This window comes from Williamsia deligens (genome assembly GCF_024171765.1).
GTDB lineage: Bacteria > Actinomycetota > Actinomycetes > Mycobacteriales > Mycobacteriaceae > Williamsia_A > Williamsia_A deligens.
In genome coordinates this window covers 540130-555805 of the sequence record NZ_JAMTCI010000001.1, presented here as the reverse complement: position 1 = coordinate 555805, position 15676 = coordinate 540130, and the positions used below count along the sequence as shown (strand labels likewise).

The 15676-nt window shown below is 70.6% G+C and carries 16 protein-coding genes; 8 read left to right on the top strand and 8 right to left on the bottom strand.

What is annotated here, in order from left to right; translation table 11 throughout:
* Nucleotides 1-49: 49 nt before the first annotated feature.
* Nucleotides 50-1192: a citrate synthase 2 gene (locus tag LX14_RS02580; protein WP_253645718.1), complete on the bottom strand. Its 1143-nt coding sequence runs from the start codon at nucleotides 1190-1192 to the stop codon at nucleotides 50-52.
* Nucleotides 1193-1291: 99 nt separating this feature from the next.
* On the opposite strand from LX14_RS02580, the gene LX14_RS02575 reads away from it, so the two are divergent.
* Complete coding sequence (locus tag LX14_RS02575; protein ID WP_253645717.1) at nucleotides 1292-2950, top strand: catalase; 1659 nt, start codon at nucleotides 1292-1294, stop codon at nucleotides 2948-2950.
* Nucleotides 2951-2957: 7 nt separating this feature from the next.
* Here the strand turns inward: LX14_RS02575 and LX14_RS02570 are convergent, their stop codons facing one another.
* Nucleotides 2958-3356 (bottom strand): hypothetical protein, encoded by a 399-nt coding sequence (locus LX14_RS02570; protein WP_253645716.1) that lies wholly within the window; start codon nucleotides 3354-3356, stop codon nucleotides 2958-2960.
* Between the two features lie 96 nt (nucleotides 3357-3452).
* Here LX14_RS02570 and pdxH point away from each other — a divergent pair, with 96 nt between their 5' ends.
* From pdxH to LX14_RS02555, 3 genes are read left to right on the top strand one after another with little or no spacing between them, the layout of a single operon-like run.
* Nucleotides 3453-4136 carry a pyridoxamine 5'-phosphate oxidase gene (pdxH, locus tag LX14_RS02565; RefSeq protein WP_372505238.1) on the top strand — a complete coding sequence of 228 codons (684 nt, stop codon included), beginning with the start codon at nucleotides 3453-3455 and terminating at the stop codon, nucleotides 4134-4136.
* Nucleotides 4136-5401 (top strand): MFS transporter, encoded by a 1266-nt coding sequence (locus tag LX14_RS02560; RefSeq protein ID WP_253645715.1) that lies wholly within the window; start codon nucleotides 4136-4138, stop codon nucleotides 5399-5401. Before pdxH ends, LX14_RS02560 begins: the two co-directional genes overlap by 1 nt.
* Before the next feature lie 21 nt (nucleotides 5402-5422).
* Nucleotides 5423-6238, top strand: a complete 816-nt coding sequence (locus tag LX14_RS02555; RefSeq protein ID WP_253645714.1) for a phosphatase PAP2 family protein — start codon at nucleotides 5423-5425, stop codon at nucleotides 6236-6238.
* Between the two features lie 82 nt (nucleotides 6239-6320).
* Here the strand turns inward: LX14_RS02555 and LX14_RS02550 are convergent, their stop codons facing one another.
* The 4 genes from LX14_RS02550 to LX14_RS02535 all read right to left on the bottom strand — a co-directional run bounded on the left by LX14_RS02550 (nucleotide 6321) and on the right by LX14_RS02535 (nucleotide 9442).
* On the bottom strand, nucleotides 6321-6620 hold the full coding sequence (locus LX14_RS02550; protein ID WP_253645713.1) for a DUF1540 domain-containing protein: 300 nt from the start codon (nucleotides 6618-6620) through the stop codon (nucleotides 6321-6323).
* Nucleotides 6621-6781: 161 nt separating this feature from the next.
* Nucleotides 6782-7765, bottom strand: a complete 984-nt coding sequence (locus LX14_RS02545; RefSeq protein WP_253645712.1) for an oxygenase MpaB family protein — start codon at nucleotides 7763-7765, stop codon at nucleotides 6782-6784.
* A gap of 130 nt (nucleotides 7766-7895) precedes the next feature.
* Nucleotides 7896-8753: a 5-oxoprolinase subunit C family protein gene (locus LX14_RS02540; RefSeq protein WP_308214061.1), complete on the bottom strand. Its 858-nt coding sequence runs from the start codon at nucleotides 8751-8753 to the stop codon at nucleotides 7896-7898.
* Between the two features lie 17 nt (nucleotides 8754-8770).
* A complete protein-coding gene (locus LX14_RS02535) occupies nucleotides 8771-9442 on the bottom strand; it encodes a 5-oxoprolinase subunit B family protein (protein WP_253645710.1) in 672 nt (223 codons plus the stop codon).
* Between the two features lie 49 nt (nucleotides 9443-9491).
* On the opposite strand from LX14_RS02535, the gene LX14_RS02530 reads away from it, so the two are divergent.
* The 3 genes from LX14_RS02530 to LX14_RS02520 all read left to right on the top strand — a co-directional run bounded on the left by LX14_RS02530 (nucleotide 9492) and on the right by LX14_RS02520 (nucleotide 12772).
* A complete protein-coding gene (locus tag LX14_RS02530) occupies nucleotides 9492-10436 on the top strand; it encodes an aldose 1-epimerase family protein (protein ID WP_372505237.1) in 945 nt (314 codons plus the stop codon).
* Entirely contained in the window at nucleotides 10433-11383 is a 951-nt protein-coding gene (locus LX14_RS02525; protein ID WP_253645708.1) for a carbohydrate kinase family protein, read from the top strand. Before LX14_RS02530 ends, LX14_RS02525 begins: the two co-directional genes overlap by 4 nt.
* A gap of 72 nt (nucleotides 11384-11455) precedes the next feature.
* The gene (locus tag LX14_RS02520) at nucleotides 11456-12772 is read left to right on the top strand and encodes a citrate synthase (RefSeq protein WP_253645707.1); all 1317 of its coding nucleotides are present in this window, start codon (nucleotides 11456-11458) and stop codon (nucleotides 12770-12772) included.
* A gap of 36 nt (nucleotides 12773-12808) precedes the next feature.
* On the opposite strand, the gene LX14_RS02515 is transcribed toward LX14_RS02520, so the two are convergent.
* Nucleotides 12809-13594 (bottom strand): carbon-nitrogen hydrolase family protein, encoded by a 786-nt coding sequence (locus tag LX14_RS02515; RefSeq protein ID WP_253647858.1) that lies wholly within the window; start codon nucleotides 13592-13594, stop codon nucleotides 12809-12811.
* A 58-nt stretch (nucleotides 13595-13652) separates the two neighbouring features.
* Here LX14_RS02515 and LX14_RS02510 point away from each other — a divergent pair, with 58 nt between their 5' ends.
* A complete protein-coding gene (locus tag LX14_RS02510) occupies nucleotides 13653-14294 on the top strand; it encodes a GntR family transcriptional regulator (RefSeq protein WP_253645706.1) in 642 nt (213 codons plus the stop codon).
* Here the strand turns inward: LX14_RS02510 and LX14_RS02505 are convergent.
* Complete coding sequence (locus LX14_RS02505) at nucleotides 14266-15630, bottom strand: MFS transporter (protein ID WP_253645705.1); 1365 nt, start codon at nucleotides 15628-15630, stop codon at nucleotides 14266-14268. The genes LX14_RS02510 and LX14_RS02505 overlap by 29 nt on opposite strands.
* Nucleotides 15631-15676 lie beyond the last annotated feature (46 nt).

Genomic DNA, 15676 nt, shown 5'->3' with positions numbered 1-15676 from the left:
GGGGCCGATCGTAGTGGGCGTGCCCCGCCGCCCCGACGGGCAGGCGAGCTCAGTGCGTGGTGACCGAGTCCCAGCCCTCGACGTCCTCGGGCCGACGCGGGGCCGGGCCGACGTACAGCGCGGCGGGGCGCACCAGCTTCGACAGGCGCTTCTGCTCGAGGATGTGCGCACACCAGCCGGCGGTCCGGCCGCACGTGAACATCGCGGGCATCATGTGCGGCGGCACCTCGGCGAAGTCGAGGATGACCGCTGCCCAGAACTCGACGTTGGTTTCGATGGCACGGTCCGGGCGACGTTCCCGCAGCTCGGTGAGTGCGGCCTGTTCGAGTGCCGAGGCCACCTCGAAACGCGGGACGTCGAGCTCCTGGGCGGTCCGTCGCAGCACGCGCGCGCGGGGGTCCTCTGCCCGGTACACCCGGTGCCCGAAGCCCATGAGCTTCTCCTTGCGGTCGAGGATGCCCTTGACCAGCCCGCGGGCGTCACCCGTGCGCTCGACCTCCTCGATCATCGGCAGCACCCGCGCCGGAGCTCCGCCGTGCAGGGGGCCGCTCATCGCGCCGATCGCACCCGAGAGCGACGCGGCGACGTCGGCCCCGGTGGATGCGATCACGCGGGCGGTGAAGGTCGACGCGTTGAGGCCGTGCTCGGCCGCGCTCACCCAGTAGGCGTCGATGGCGCGGACGTGCTTGGGGTCCGGGTCGCCCTTCCAGCGGGTCATGAACCGGGCGGTGACCGTGTCGCACCCGTCGATCTCGGTCTGCGGGACGGCCGGCTGATGGATCCCGCGTGCCGACTGTGCGACGTAGGACAGCGCCATCACCGAGGCGCGGGCGAGGTTGTCGCGGGCGGTGGCGTCGTCGATGTCGAGCAGGGGCCGGTAGCCCCAGATGGGCGCGAGCATCGCCAGCGCCGCCTGCACGTCGACGCGGACGTCGCCGGTGTGCACGGGCAGCGGGAACGGCTCGGCCGGGGGCAGCCCGTCACCGAAGCGACCGTCGACGAGCAGGGCCCAGACGTCGGAGAACGTCACCCTGTTCTCGACCAGGTCCTCGATGTCGACGCCGCGGTAGCGTAGGTTGCCGCCGGCCTTGTCGGGCTCGGCGATCTCGGTGGTGAAGGCGGTGACGCCCTCGAGTCCGGGGACGAAGTCGTCGGGGACGCCTGCCGGCGTCGTCGTCGCGGTCTCTGCCATGGTTCGACTCCTTCGTCGGGAACCCCACGCTGTCACCGCGACTGTAGTGCTCGCCCCCGCGTACGGTTCGGGCCCCGTCCGGGTGGGCATCCGACGCCCATGACAGACACGGCAGCACAGGGACCGACGCCCGGCGACGACCGCGAGGTGTTGACCACCCGCCAGGGCCACCCGGTCCACGACAACCAGAACCAGCGGACCGTGGGCGCCCGCGGCCCGGCGACGCTGGAGAACTACCACTTCCTCGAGAAGGTCAGTCACTTCGACCGCGAGCGGATCCCCGAACGCGTCGTGCACGCCCGTGGCGCCGTGGCGTACGGGCACTTCGAGGCCACCGGCCGGTGGGGCGACGAGCCCATTGCCCAGTTCACCCGCGCGAAGCTGTTCGCCGAGGAGGGCAAGCGCACCGACGTCGCCATCCGCTTCTCGACCGTCATCGGCGGCCGCGACTCGTCGGAGGCGGCGCGGGATCCCCGCGGGTTCGCGGTGAAGTTCTACACCGAGGACGGCAACTGGGACCTCGTCGGCAACAACCTGGGTGTCTTCTTCATCCGGGACGCGGTGAAGTTCCCCGACGTCATCCACGCTCTCAAGCCCGACCCCGTCACGTTCCGGCAGGAACCCGCGCGCATCTTCGACTTCATGTCGCAGACGCCCGAGGCGACCCACATGCTGGTGAACCTTTTCTCGCCGCGGGGGATCCCGGCGAACTACCGCACGATGCAGGGCTTCGGGGTCAACACCTATCGCTGGGTCAACACCGACGGTGACACGAAACTGGTGAAGTACCATTGGATCCCCACGGTCGGAGTGGCCAGCCTGACCGAGGCCGACGCCGCCGCGATCCAGGCGAACGACCTGGGGCACGCGAGCAAGGACCTGTACGACAGGATCGAGGCCGGCGACCACCCGTCGTGGGATCTGCTGGTGCAGCTCATGGACGACACCGATCACCCCGAGCTCGACTTCGACCCCCTCGACGACACCAAGGTGTGGCCCGAGAACGACTTCCCGCCGCAGCTCGTCGGGCGGATGACGTTGACCGCCAACGTCGCCCACCACTTCGCCGAGAACGAGCAGATCGCGTTCGGCACCGGCGTGCTGGTCGACGGGCTCGAGTTCTCCGACGACAAGATGCTCGTCGGGCGGACGTTCTCGTACTCCGACACCCAGCGCTACCGCGTCGGGCCGAACTACCTGCAGCTACCGGTGAACCAGGCGAAGAACGCCCACGTCGCGACGAACCAGCAGGGCGGACCGATGATGTACTCCGTCGACGACAGCGGCACCAACCCCCACGTGAACTACGAGCCGTCGGTCACCGGGGGACTGCGCGAGGCGCAGGCACCGTCGACCGACGAGACTGGCTCCGAGATCCACGGTCGGGTGACGCGGTCCCGCATCCCGTTGACCAACGACTACCAGCAGGCCGGCGAGCGCTACCAACTGCTGGAGCAGTGGGAGAAGGACGACCTCGTCGCGAATCTGGTCGCGAACATCGGCGAGGCCGTCCCGGAGGTCCAGCAGCGAATGGTGTGGCACTTCTTCATGGCCGACGACGAGCTCGGCGCCCGCGTCGGTCAGGGCCTCGGCCTCTCCGCCGACGACGTCCGTGACCTGGAGCCGCTGCCGTCCCAGACCCTCTCCGACGAGGAGGAGATGCGCCGGAAGGGACTGGGCGACAACGGTCCGCGCGACGTCACCGGTCTGACGATGACGCACTGCGTCCCCGACGAGCACGTCGTCGTGGCGCGCTGAGGGATCCTCAGGTGCGGGCGACGACCGCACTCGCCGCGCACAGCGCACCCCAGGCCGCGGCGAAGGCCGCGACCTTGGGTGCGCGTCGGCCGGTCAGTCCGGTCCCGAAGACGACGGCGTCGCCGAGGTCGGAAGCGGCGCGCGCGGCGATCGCGGTCCGCAGCGGCGCTCCGTGCGGCGCGGCGACCATCGCCGCACCGCTCGCCAGATCGCGGACGGCGATCCCGCGGATGAGCACCGCCACCGAGCGGGGGACGTCGTTCGTCGTGGTGAATCCGCAGGGCTTGGCCAGGAGCGACGGCCGGACCAGCAGCGCGGCGCTGTAGAGGGCGGTCGCCGCGCCGAGTGCGCGGGGCAGGTTCTGGCGGGCGGAGTCGACGGTCGGGGTGTCTGTCAGTGATGTCATGCATCCAGGGGTACCCCCACGGGCGCGTTCCGAACAGAACGCGTGGGCGGAGGCAGTACCGGTCCCGGTGGAGGTCCCCCACCGGGAGTACCGTCGATGCGCGTGACTGGCGAAGCGGTGGACGTCTCGGCGATGCGGGTCGGGTATCGGTCGGGTGGTGACGACGACCTCGAGCCGGACTGGCTCACCGGCGAACCGATCTGGCTCGACCTGTTCGAGCGGTGGCTCGCCGAGGCGGTCGCGGCGCAGGTCCCCGAGCCCAACGCCATGGTCGTGGCGACCGTCGACCCCGACGGCGCGCCCGCCACCCGCACCGTGCTCTGCAAGGCGGTCGACGCCCGGGGGATCGTCTTCTACACGAACTTCGGCTCCGACAAGGGCCGTCATCTCGACGCGAACCCCGTCGCGTCGGCGACCTTCCCGTGGGTGGCGATGGAACGCCAGGTCCATGTGCGCGGCGCGGTCGTGCGCGTCGACCGTGACGAGACCGCCGCCTATTGGGACAGCCGGCCGCGAGGGTCGCGGTTGGGTGCGGTCGCCTCCGACCAGTCCCGACCGATCGAGTCGCGGGAAGCGCTGGCGCAGCGGGCCGATGAGGCCGAGCGACGGTTCGGCGCATCCGAGGACGACGGCCCGATCCCGCTGCCCGACGGGTGGGGCGGATTCCGGATCGAACCACGCGTCGTCGAGTTCTGGCAGGGTCGCGCCAACCGGCTGCACAACCGCGTGCGCGCGACACGCACCGACGACGGCTGGACCGTCGCGCGGCTCCAGCCCTGATGGCGGGTCTTCTCGCCGACACCGCGCCGCTGCGCAGTCCGCAGTTCCGACGCCTGTGGACCGCCAACATCGTCACGGTCATCGGTGCCCAGCTGACGGTCGTCGCCGTCCCGGCCCAGATCTACTCCGTCACCGGCAGTTCCGCGTACGTCGGGCTCGCCGGGTTGTTCGGTCTCGTCCCGCTCGTCGTGTTCGGCCTCTGGGGTGGGGCCGTCGCCGACGTCGTCGATCGTCGTGTGCTGCTCATCATCACGACCATCGGCCTCATCGGGTGCAGTGCGCTGTTCTGGCTGCAAGCCGCGGTCGGACTGAACAACGTGTGGATCATCCTGTCGCTGTTCGCCGTGCAACAGGCGTTCTTCGCGGTCAACCAGCCGACGAAGTCGGCGATCCTGCCCAAGATCGTCCCGATCGCGGACCTGCCCGCGGCCAACTCGCTCAACATGACGGTGATGCAGGCGGGCGCGATCGTCGGGCCCGTGGTGGGCGGGGCGCTCATCCCGCAGCTCGGGTACTCGACGCTCTATCTCGTCGACACGATCTTCCTGTTCGCCACGCTGTGGGCCGTCGTGGCGTTGCCGTCGCTGAAGCCGGAGCGTGACGCGTCCTCGCCGCGGGTGGCCGGCCTGAGGTCGGTCATCGACGGGTTCCGCTACCTGCGGGGCCACAAGGTGCTGCTCATGTCCTTCGTCGTCGACCTCATCGCGATGATCTTCGGCATGCCCCGGGCGCTGTTCCCGCAGATGGCCCACGAGAACTTCGGCGGACCCGAGGACGGCGGCATCGCCTTCGCGCTGCTGTTCGCCGCGATCGGTGCCGGCGCGGTGGTCGGTGGTGTGTTCTCGGGGTGGGTGTCCCGGGTCGAGCGGCAGGGTCTCGCCGTGATCATCTGCATCGTCGTCTGGGGTCTGGCCATCGCCGGGTCCGGGGTGGCGGTCGCCTTCGCCCACGGCAACGCGCTGCCCGTGCTGCCGATCGTGATCGCACTGCTCATGGTGGGCGGGGCGGCGGACATGGCCTCGGCGGCGTTCCGGCAGTCGATGCTGCAGTCGGCGGCCAACGACGACGTCCGCGGACGTCTGCAGGGTGTGTTCACCGTCGTCGTCGCCGGGGGGCCGCGGATCGCCGACGTGGCGCACGGCGGGGTCGCGGCGGTCGCCGGGGTGGCGGTCACGACGGCCGGGGGTGGTCTGGCTGTGGTGATGCTCACGGTGGTCGCGGCGCTCGCGGTGCCGGCCTTCGTCCGCTACCGGATCACGCGCTGATCCGCCGGTAGCCTTGCCCGGATGAAGGAGATGGCGGCGCGGATCACGGGCAGCGTGCTGCTGCTCGCGGCGATGGCCGCTGTCTACGTCGTCGCCGTCTGGACCCGGCCCGGCCAGCGCGTCGACCAGCGCCTGTACGAAGAGATGAACGGCGCCGACTCGTGGCGGGAACTGGTGCATCGCATCGGGTTCGAGCGCGTCACCGACCCCCGCCTGTGGGTGGTCGCCGGGATCGTCGTCGTCGCGCTGGGCCTGCTGTCCCGTCGACGCGCGAGCATCATCCCGTTGCTGATCCTGCCGGTGGTGGGCGTGGTCGTCGCGCGGGCCCTGCGGACGGTCATCCTGCCGCGGCCGGAATTGATCGACATCATCCGTGCCGCCTACAACACGTTCCCCAGCGGCCACACCGCGGCGGCGGCGGGATGTGTCGCGGCCGCGATCCGCGCGGCGCCGCGTCCGCTCGCCCCGCTCGGCGCGGTCGTCGGGGCCTTCTGGGTCACGCTGGTGGGGCAGGGGCTGATGGAGGTCGGTGCGCACCGCCCGAGCGACGTGATCGGGTCGCTGTTCATGGTGGGTGCGCTGCTCGTCCTGGTGCCGACGTCGACCCGCGAGTCGGGGTGGGGCCCGGTCACCGCCGCGACTGTCGCCGTCGTCGGGATGGTCGGCCCCGTGCTGTGGTCGGCCTACACCGGCCACGCGATCGTCGCGGCGATCGGCGTCGTGGCGTCGCTCGTGTTCGCCGCCCTGACGCTCGGGCCCACGCGCACCGGGCCGGTGACCGAGCCGCAGGCGTGGCCGGTGGACGACAGGCGCGCGCCCTCGCGGTTGCGCCGCTGAGGAGTCGGTCGGACCGCAGACGCGAGAACGCCCCGCCGGTGAGGGCGGGGCGTTCTGCGATGACGTGCGACGTGTGTCCCGATCAGCCCTTGCTGTAGGTGAGACAGTTCGCGGTGTCCGAGCTCTCGCCGGCGCCGATGCGGACGGCGGCCGCGGTGCACTCGAGGTTCGCGTTGTGCTCGCAGTCCGACCGCTGGCATGCGCCCACCTGCGGGGAGACGACGTCGAGGCCGCCCTTGACCGACAGCGGGATGAAGGTCGCGCAGTCGGCGGTCCCGTTCTCACCGCTGACGTTGATGGCGAAGGCGTGGCAGCCGTCGTGGTTGTACGAGCAGCTGCTGACGCTGCATTCGCTGACGCTGGGCATCTCGAGAGTGGCCATCAGAACCTCCGGGTGTCGCGGTCGATCGGGCTGGCGATCACGCGATGCGGGTCGTCGAACCGCGTGTCTGACGGTGACGATAGGAGAGATGCCGGAATCGCACCAGCAAGGTCAGGCAACCCTTCGAATCGGACATCGATGCCGAAAAGGCAACCCTTACCTCAGTTTTCGGCGCTGCGGTCCCACGGCAGATTCGCTCGTCGGGCAGCGGTCACGGGGCAGTAGTGCATCGACGACCCCCACTGCTCGCGGGGCGGCAGGTTGCGTACCGGTGTCTCGACCGGTGACGTCCCCGGAGCGAGTCGTCCCGTGGCCCTGTCCCATCCGTCGCGGGCACGCGGATGCATCCGCAGTCGGTGGGGGAGCAGTCGGAAGGCGCGGTCGAACCATCGACCCGCGAGGCGCAGCACCTTCTCGTCGCGGTCGGTCCATGTGAGGCCGAGCATCTCGCGGACGGGTTCGTCGTAGAGGCCGGTCGTGACCCAGAGGAATCCGCGTCCGACGGGCTTCGCGAGCTGCCGCCAGACCACGTCCGGGAGCCCGCGCAGGAACGGGGGTGGCGGGAGTTCGGAGATGTCCAGGACGGTGCGTACGGCCGGGTGGTCGCGCAGGACGTGGCGGCACACGTGATCCCAGTAGGCCAGGAAGTCCTCGTAGGTCTCCGGGCACGGACGCATGCTGACGCCGTATCTGGCGTACCAGGCCCGGGACTCGTCGAACATGACGCGCTTGTCGGCCTCGGTGATCGGCGGGCCGAAGTACTCGGCGCACCGCACGGCGCCGAACCAGAAGGTGGCGTGGGCCCAGTAGAAGACGTCGGGATCGAGCGCGTGATAGCGCGACCCGTCGGGCATGACGCCCTTGATGTCCCGGTGGTAGTCGCGGATCTCGTGCCCGGTCTGCTCCCCGTCGGGGTCGAACACGACGCCGATGATCGGGTAGAGCGAGCGCATCAGGCGTTGCCACCGCTCGCCGAAGAAGTCCGAGTGCTCCCAGACGGCCTCGCCGAGTTTCGGGTGCATGTTCTGCATGGACCCGGACCACAGCCCCATGAGCATGCCGTGCCAGCCGCCGAAGAAGCGCCAGCTGGCCGAGCCCGGACCGAACGGGACGTCGATGGCCGGCCGCACGGACGATGACGTCATGAGACGAAACCGTATTCTCGTCTCAAGATGGCGTCAACGGTCCTGTCGTCAACCGCCCACTCGACGTCGCCAACCGCCCACTCGACGCCGTCAACCGCCCACTCGACGTGGTGGGTGAGGTGCGTCCGGGTCAGAGTCGGAGGCGGATGCGCTGTCCGGGGACGAGTTGCGCAGCGCGATCGGTCGACGAGGCCGTGAGGACCGCGACCACGGGATAGCCACCGGTGACGGGATGGTCGGCGAGGAAGAGCACCGGCTCACCGCTCGGCGGGATCTGCACCGATCCCAGCGCGACCCCCTCGGACGGCACCTCGTCGCGTCCGGGCAGCAACCGGACGGCCGGGTCGTCGGTGTCCGGGTCGCGACCGAGTCGGACACCGATCCGGTCGCTACGGGGGTCGACGACCCACTCCCCGGCGGCGAGTGCGGCGAGGTCGACGACGGCGTCGTCGCGCGGGCCGGCGACGGCGTGCAGGACGACGTCGCCGGCGCCGTCCCCGACGTCACCGAAAGCCGTCGTCTCCGACGGCCACGGACCGGCGAGGTCGCCGACCGCGACCCGATCACCGTCGGCGACGGGCGGTGGCCCGAGACCGGACAGGGTGTCGGTGGACCGCGACCCCAACACCTCCGGCGCGTCGATACCGCCGCGCACCGCGAGGTAGCAGCGCAGTCCCGAACGGGCCGTGCCGAGCGCGATCGTCGCGCCATCCGGGACGGAGACCGTGCTCGCGTGCCCGACAGCGGTCCCGTCGACGCTCGCGTCGCAGCGCGCCCCCGCGAGCGCGATCGTCACCGGACCCTCCGCCACGGCGACGAACCCGCCGAGGGTCACCTCCAGCACCGCCGCCTGCGGGTCGTTCCCGACGAGTCGGTTGGCGGTCGCGGCCGACGACCGGTCGGCGGCGCCGGCGAGCGGGACGCCGAGGTGCGCCCACCCCGTCCGACCGAGGTCCTGCACCGTCGTCTGCGGGCCCGCGGAGACCACACGCAGCCATCGACCTCTCATGCGGCGCAGAAGCGGACGAGGCGGCCGGGTTCGAGCAGGCCGGGCGGGTCGCGCTCGAGGTCCCACAGCACGACGTCGGTGTGGCCCAGCAGGTTCCACCCACCCGGCGACGACCGGGGATAGACCGCGGAGTAGCCGGCGGCGACGGCGACGGCCCCGGCGGGAACCGACGGCCGCGACTGCGCACGCCGCGGCACCGCGCACAGCGCCCGCTCGAGGTCGGTGGACGGTGGCTCGTGCGGGACGAGATACCCGAAGCCCGGCGCGAACCCCATGAACTGCACACGCCACACGATCGACGTGTGCGTCTGCACCAGCGTCTCGACGTCGACACCGAGCCGTCGAGCGACGTCGGGCAGATCCGGCCCGTCGTACCGGACCTCGATCCGCGTCTCGTCGGCCACGTCCCCGGGACGGGTGTCGACCTCCGTGTCGGTGCGGCTGTCCCGAAGCACCCTTCGCACGCCGAGCCGGTCGATCCCCCGCCCGGGACGCGACTGCACCATCACGGCCTGCTCGGTGGGCACGACGTCGACGACGTCGGGGAGGCGACCGTCCCGCGCGGCGGCCCGCAGCAGGCGTCCGGCGCGCAGCGCCGCACGCCAGGGGGTGTCGTCGTCGCCGAAATCGAGCAGCAGTGCGTCGTGGCCGGCCGGTGTCTCGCGCACGGGCCCACCGTAATCACCCGGCCCGTATCCGGGCGGGCGTCCACCACGGATGTGCCAGACTCGACGGGTGGGTGAGTTCGCTGTCTCCGCCGGTGACTACTCGGCCGTCGTGGTGTCGCGGGGCGCAGGTCTGCGCGAGGTCCGCCATCGCGGTCGGCTCCTGACCGAGGCGCCGTCGGTCGCCCTCGACGAGAAGCCCCCGCTGTCCGCGGGTCTCGTCCTCGCCCCCTGGCCCAACCGCACCGCCGACGGCCGGTTCACGTTCGACGGCGTCTCCCACCAGCTCGAGATCACCGAGACCGAGCGCAACAACGCCAACCACGGCTTCGTGCGGACCGTCGAGTGGGCGCTGTACGACGCGTCGGAGCGGGCCGTGACCCTCGGCGTCCCGATCGGCCGCCACGCCGGGTGGCCGTTCGACCTCACCCTGGTCGTCGAGTACGCGCTCGACGAGGACACCGGACTCACCGTCACCGCGACCGTCACCAACGCCGGGCGGGAGCGGGCTCCGTTCGCGCTCGGCTTCCACACCTTCGTCCGCGCCGGCGACGCCCCCGTGGACGACTGCGTCCTCACGCTGCCCGCCGCGTCGACGCTCCCGCTGGACCCCGAACGTCAGCTGCCGCAGGGTGATCCGACGCCCGTCGCCGGCACCGATCGTGACTTCCGGGCCGGCCGCGGGCTCGCCGGTGTCTGGCTGGACACCCCCTTCACCGACATGACCGCGGTCGACGGTCGGCACGAGTCGACCCTGGCCGATCCCGACGGTGACACGACGGTGCTGTGGACGGACACGGGATTCCGGTGGGCGCAGGTGTTCACCGCCGACCCCGACCACGGGCAGGGGTTCCCCGGTCGCGGACGCGCGGTGGCGGTCGAGCCGATGACCGCGCCGCCCAACGCGCTGGCCTCCGGCGACGACCTCATCGTCCTCGAGCCGGGCCAGCGATGGTCCGGGCAGTGGGGTCTGGCACACCGCGGGGCGCCGGCGTGACACGCATCGTCGTCTGCGGGGAGTCCCTGGTGGACCTCGTGCTCGACGCGCGCGCTGCCGCGGCCGGCGACACGTCCGGGTTGGCGCCCTTGCAGCCCGCACTCGGTGGTGGGCCGTTCAACGCCGCGGTCGCCGTCGGTCGCCTGGGATCGTCGGTGGCGTTCTGTTCCCGCGTGTCCACCGACCACTTCGGTGACGCGATCGTCGACTCGTTGACCGCTGCCGGCGTCGACACCGGACTCGTCCAACGCGACGACGCACCCACGTCGTTGGCCCTGGCCACCATCGGCACCGACGGGTCCGCGCAGTACAGCTTCTACGTCGAGGGCACGGCGGATCGCCGGGTGACCGATCCGGGTCCGCTCCCGGAGACGGTGGGCGCGTTGGCGTTCGGGACGTTGTCCCTGGTCCTGGAACCCGGCGCGTCGGTGTACGCCGCGATGATGACGGAGAACCACGCGCGCGGGCGGCTCGTCCTGCTGGACCCGAACATCCGCAGCGCGGTCATCGACGACCCGGACGGTTACCGGCGACGCTTCGTCGGATGGCTGTCGGCGGTCGACGTCCTGAAGGTCTCCGACGACGACGCCGCGTGGCTCGCGGACGGTCCGGCCGGCTCCACCCCGGCGGACTGGCTGGATCACGGTGTGGCGGCGGTGGTCTCGACCCGCGGGCCCGACGGCATCTCCGTGACCACGAGCGTGGGGACCGTCGAGGTGACCGCGCCGCAGGTCGAGACCGTCGACACGATCGGTGCCGGTGACACCGTCGTCGGAGCCCTGCTGGCCTGGCTCGACGAGCACGATCTCCTCGGTGTCGAGGCGGTGCGGTCGATGACCGACGACGACTGGCGCGGTGCGGCGTCGTTCGCCGCCCGGGCCGCCGCGGTCACCGTGTCCCGGGCAGGTGCCGACCCTCCGTGGGCGGGTGAGCTGTCCAGCGACTAGCGTGAAGGCAGGGATACGCACACCTGGACCACCGTTCACAAGACGGTTCCAGCCAGTCGAAAAGGGGCCCGAGTGTCCGCCGAAGCAGTGTCTGCCGGGTCCGAGACCCGATCCGCGAAGTTCGAGTACCCGGGTGGGGCACTCGACCTCCCGATAGTCGAGGCCACCGAGGGGGCCCCCGGCGTCGCGTTGGGCAAGTTCCTCTCCGAGACGGGGATGACGACGTTCGACGGTGGTTTCGTCAACACGTCGTCGACGAAGTCGGCCATCACCTACATCGACGGTGAGGCCGGGATCCTGCGGTATCGCGGGTACCCGATCGACCAGTTGGCGGAGAAGTCGACCTTCATCGAGGTCAGCTACCTGCTGATCTACGGGGAGCTCCCGACCGCGTCGCAGCTGGAGGAGTTCACGACCCGCATCCAGCGCCACACGCTGCTGCACGAGGACCTCAAGCGGTTCTTCGACGGGTTCCCCCGCAACGCGCACCCCATGCCGGTGCTGTCGAGCGCGGTCAACGCGCTGAGCGCCTACTACCAGGACTCGCTGGATCCCAAGGATCCCGAGCAGGTCGAGCTCTCCACGATCCGTCTGCTGGCGAAGCTGCCGACGATCGCGGCCTACGCCTACAAGAAGTCGGTCGGCCAGCCGTTCCTCTACCCCGACAACTCGCTGTCGCTGGTGGAGAACTTCCTGCGGATGACCTTCGGCTTTCCGGCCGAGCCCTACGAGGTCGACCCGGCCATCGTCAAGGCGCTCGACATGCTGTTCATCCTCCACGCCGACCACGAGCAGAACTGCTCGACGTCGACCGTGCGCCTCGTCGGCTCGTCGCAGGCCAACCTGTTCACCTCGATCTCCGGTGGCATCAACGCCCTCTGGGGTCCGTTGCACGGTGGCGCCAACCAGGCCGTGCTCGAGATGCTCGACGACATCAAGGCCGGCGGTGGCGACACCACGGACTTCATGAAGCGCGTGAAGAACAAGGAGCCCGGCGTGAAGCTCATGGGCTTCGGGCACCGCGTCTACAAGAACTACGACCCCCGCGCCGCGATCGTGAAGAAGACGGCCGACCAGATCCTCGAGACCCTCGGTGTCACCGACGATCTGCTCGACATCGCGAAGGGGCTCGAGGAGGTCGCGCTCTCCGACGACTACTTCATCGAGCGGAAGCTGTACCCCAACGTCGACTTCTACACGGGCCTGATCTACCGCGCGATGGGCTTCCCCACCCGCATGTTCACGGTGCTGTTCGCGCTCGGCCGCCTGCCCGGCTGGATCGCGCACTGGCAGGAGATGAACACCGACCCGACGACGAAGATCGGCCGCCCGCGCCAGATCTACACCGGGTACACCGAGCGTGACTTCACCGGGATGGGCGACCGCTGACCCGGTCGTCCTGACCCGGTCCCGCCGAGCCGCCGATCACAGGGATCGGCGGTTCCGCAGGACAGGTAGTGCGGTGCGCACCGCGTCGACGTCGGCGGTGTCGAGGTCGACGACGAGCATCTTCGATCCCTCCCCGAGGTGATCGGTGACGGCTCCGGTGGGTGAGACCACCAGCGAGTGGCCGACCCCGCGCGGTGCGGGGGAGTCGACGACGTCGCGGGGTTCGGCCTGATCGCACGCCACCAGGTGAGAGGTGGAGTCCAGGGCCCGCGCCCGGGCGAGCAGGGTCCACTGGTCGACCTTGCCCTCGCCGGCGCCCCAGGACGCCGCGACCACGATCACCGAGGCGCCGAGATCGGCCAGCCGCGTGAACAGGGCCGGGAAGCGAATGTCGTAGCACGACGCGAACCCGACCCGGACGCCGGCGACGTCGACGACCAGCGGGTCCGAACCCGGTGCGACGGTGTCTGATTCGAGGAACCCGAACGCGTCGAACAGGTGGATCTTGTCGTAGTGCGCGTCCACACCGCCGCCGGTGACGAGCAGTGTGTTGCGCACCCGTCCCGCGTCCGCGGGGGTGAACATCCCCGCGACGATCGTGATGCCGACGCGGGCCGCGATCGCGCGGACCGCGTCCGCCCAGGGCCCGTCGAGCGGTTCGTCGACGTCGGCCAGGGGTCCGCCGAAGCACCGCATCATCGCCTCGGGGAAGACGACCATCGCGGCCCCGGACTCGGCGGCGCGGGTCGTGTGGGCGTCGATGACGGCGAGGTTCGCGTCGGGGTCGTCGCTGCTGCAGACCTGGGCGAGGCCGACGCGGATGGTTGTCGTCACGGTGTCACTCCTGGTGTGGTCGGTGGGAGACGGATATACATGTCGTATGCAAGCGATGTCGGGTCGGGAGAAGGCGTACCTGTTCGTGCGCGACGAGGTCCTCACGTCGCCGGCCGCCACCGGGACGTTCCTCAACGAGCAGGACCTGGCCACCCGGATCGGCGTCTCGCGCACCCCGGTCCGCGAGGCGCTGCTCATGCTGCAGTCGGAGGGCCTCGTGGAGATGGTCCCCAAGCGGGGTGCCCACGTCCCGGCGATGTCGGGGCGTCAGATCGGTGAGCTGATGGACCTGCGCGGCGTCCTCGAACGGCACGCCGCGACCACGGCCCTCGCGCACGACAGCGCACCCGTCGACGCGATGTCCGTCGCGCTCGCCGAGCAGGAGGCGCTCGCCGACTCGCGAGAGACGGACGCGGCGACCCGCTTCATCGAGATCGACGGCCGCTTCCATCAGACACTCGTCGACTCGGCCGGCAGCGAACTGCTCTCCCGCACCTACGCCGGCCTGCGTGCCCGGCAGCTCCGCGTCGGTGTGAGCGCCCTGTTCAGCGCCTCCGACCGGCAGCACCGCGTGTGCGCCGAACACCGGACGATCGTCGACGCGCTCGCCGCGGGCGACGAGGCGTCGGCGCACGCGGCGATCGACGATCATCTGGAGGTCACGCTCGGAGTCCTGCTGCGGGCGTGACGGTCTCGGCCCCCGTGTGGGTCGTCTCGGCGTGGATCGCCACGTAGTGCTCGTCCTCCGACGGGTCGGGGTCGCGGCCGAACGCCAACCCGATCAGCGTGAGCACACCGACCACGGCGATGTACCCGGCGATCGGTAACCAGCTGTCGGTCCGGTCGAGCAGGTACACGAAGATCAGCGGTGCCATCGCGCCGCCGAACACACCCGCGATCGTGTAGGCCAGCGAGCTGCCCGTCGACCGCAGTCGCACGCTGAACTGTTCGGTGACGAACGCGGCCTGCGGGCCGTACATGAACGAGTGGAACGCCAGTCCCACCACCACGCCGAGGATGAGCAGCGGTAGCGAGTTGCCGCCGATCACGAGGAAGAAGACGGCACACCACACCACGCCGCCGACGGCCGCGACGGCGTAGACCAGCCGACGGTTGACCCGGTCGGAGACGGCGCCGGCCAGGGGGATGAGCCCCAGCTGACACGCCGAGCCGACGAGGATCGCGGTGAGGACCTCGCCGCGGTCGAAGTCGAGGTGCTCGGTGCCGTACGTGATCGAGAAGACGGTGAACAGCGCGTAGATGACGTCGGGGGCGATGCGGGAGAGGATCCCCGCGACGAGCGGGCGGAGCTGGGTGCGGAACACCTCGCTGATCGGGGCCGCGGAGCGGTCCCCGCTCTCCTGCAGCGCCTGAAACACCGGGGTGTCCTCCAGCTTCAACCGGATCCACAGTCCGAACCCGACGAGGATCGCCGAGAACAGGAATGCGACGCGCCATCCCCACGACTCGAACTGTGCGTCCGTCATCGAGACGGTGAGCAGGGCGAGTGCGCCGTTGGCCAGCAGGTTGCCGGCCGGCGGGCCGATCTGGGCCGCCGACGACCAGAACCCGCGACGCCGGGGGTCGCCGTACTCGCTCGAGAGCAGGACGGCCCCACCCCACTCGCCGCCGACGGCCACACCCTGGGCGAAGCGCATCGCCACCAGGATGATCGGGGCGGCGACGCCGATGCTCGCGTAGGAGGGGATGAGCCCGATCGCGAAGGTGGTGACGCCGATGAGGAGCAGCGTGATGACGAGCAGCTGTTTGCGGCCGATCACGTCGCCGAGCCGACCGAACACGAAGCCGCCGATGGGACGTGCCACGTAGCCGACCGCGTAGGTCGAGAACGCGAGCAGCGTCCCGGTCAGCGGGTCGTTGTCGGGGAAGAAGATGTCCGGGAAGACCAGTGCCGCGGCGGCCGAGTAGACGGCGAAGTCGTACCACTCCAGCGCGGTCCCCGTGAGGCTGGCCGCGAACGCCTTGGCCAGGCCTTTCCTGTCCCCCGCGACATGTGTGGTCATCACAGCTCCTTCGACGTCCGTGCGGCTCTCGCCCGTTGTCCGGTCC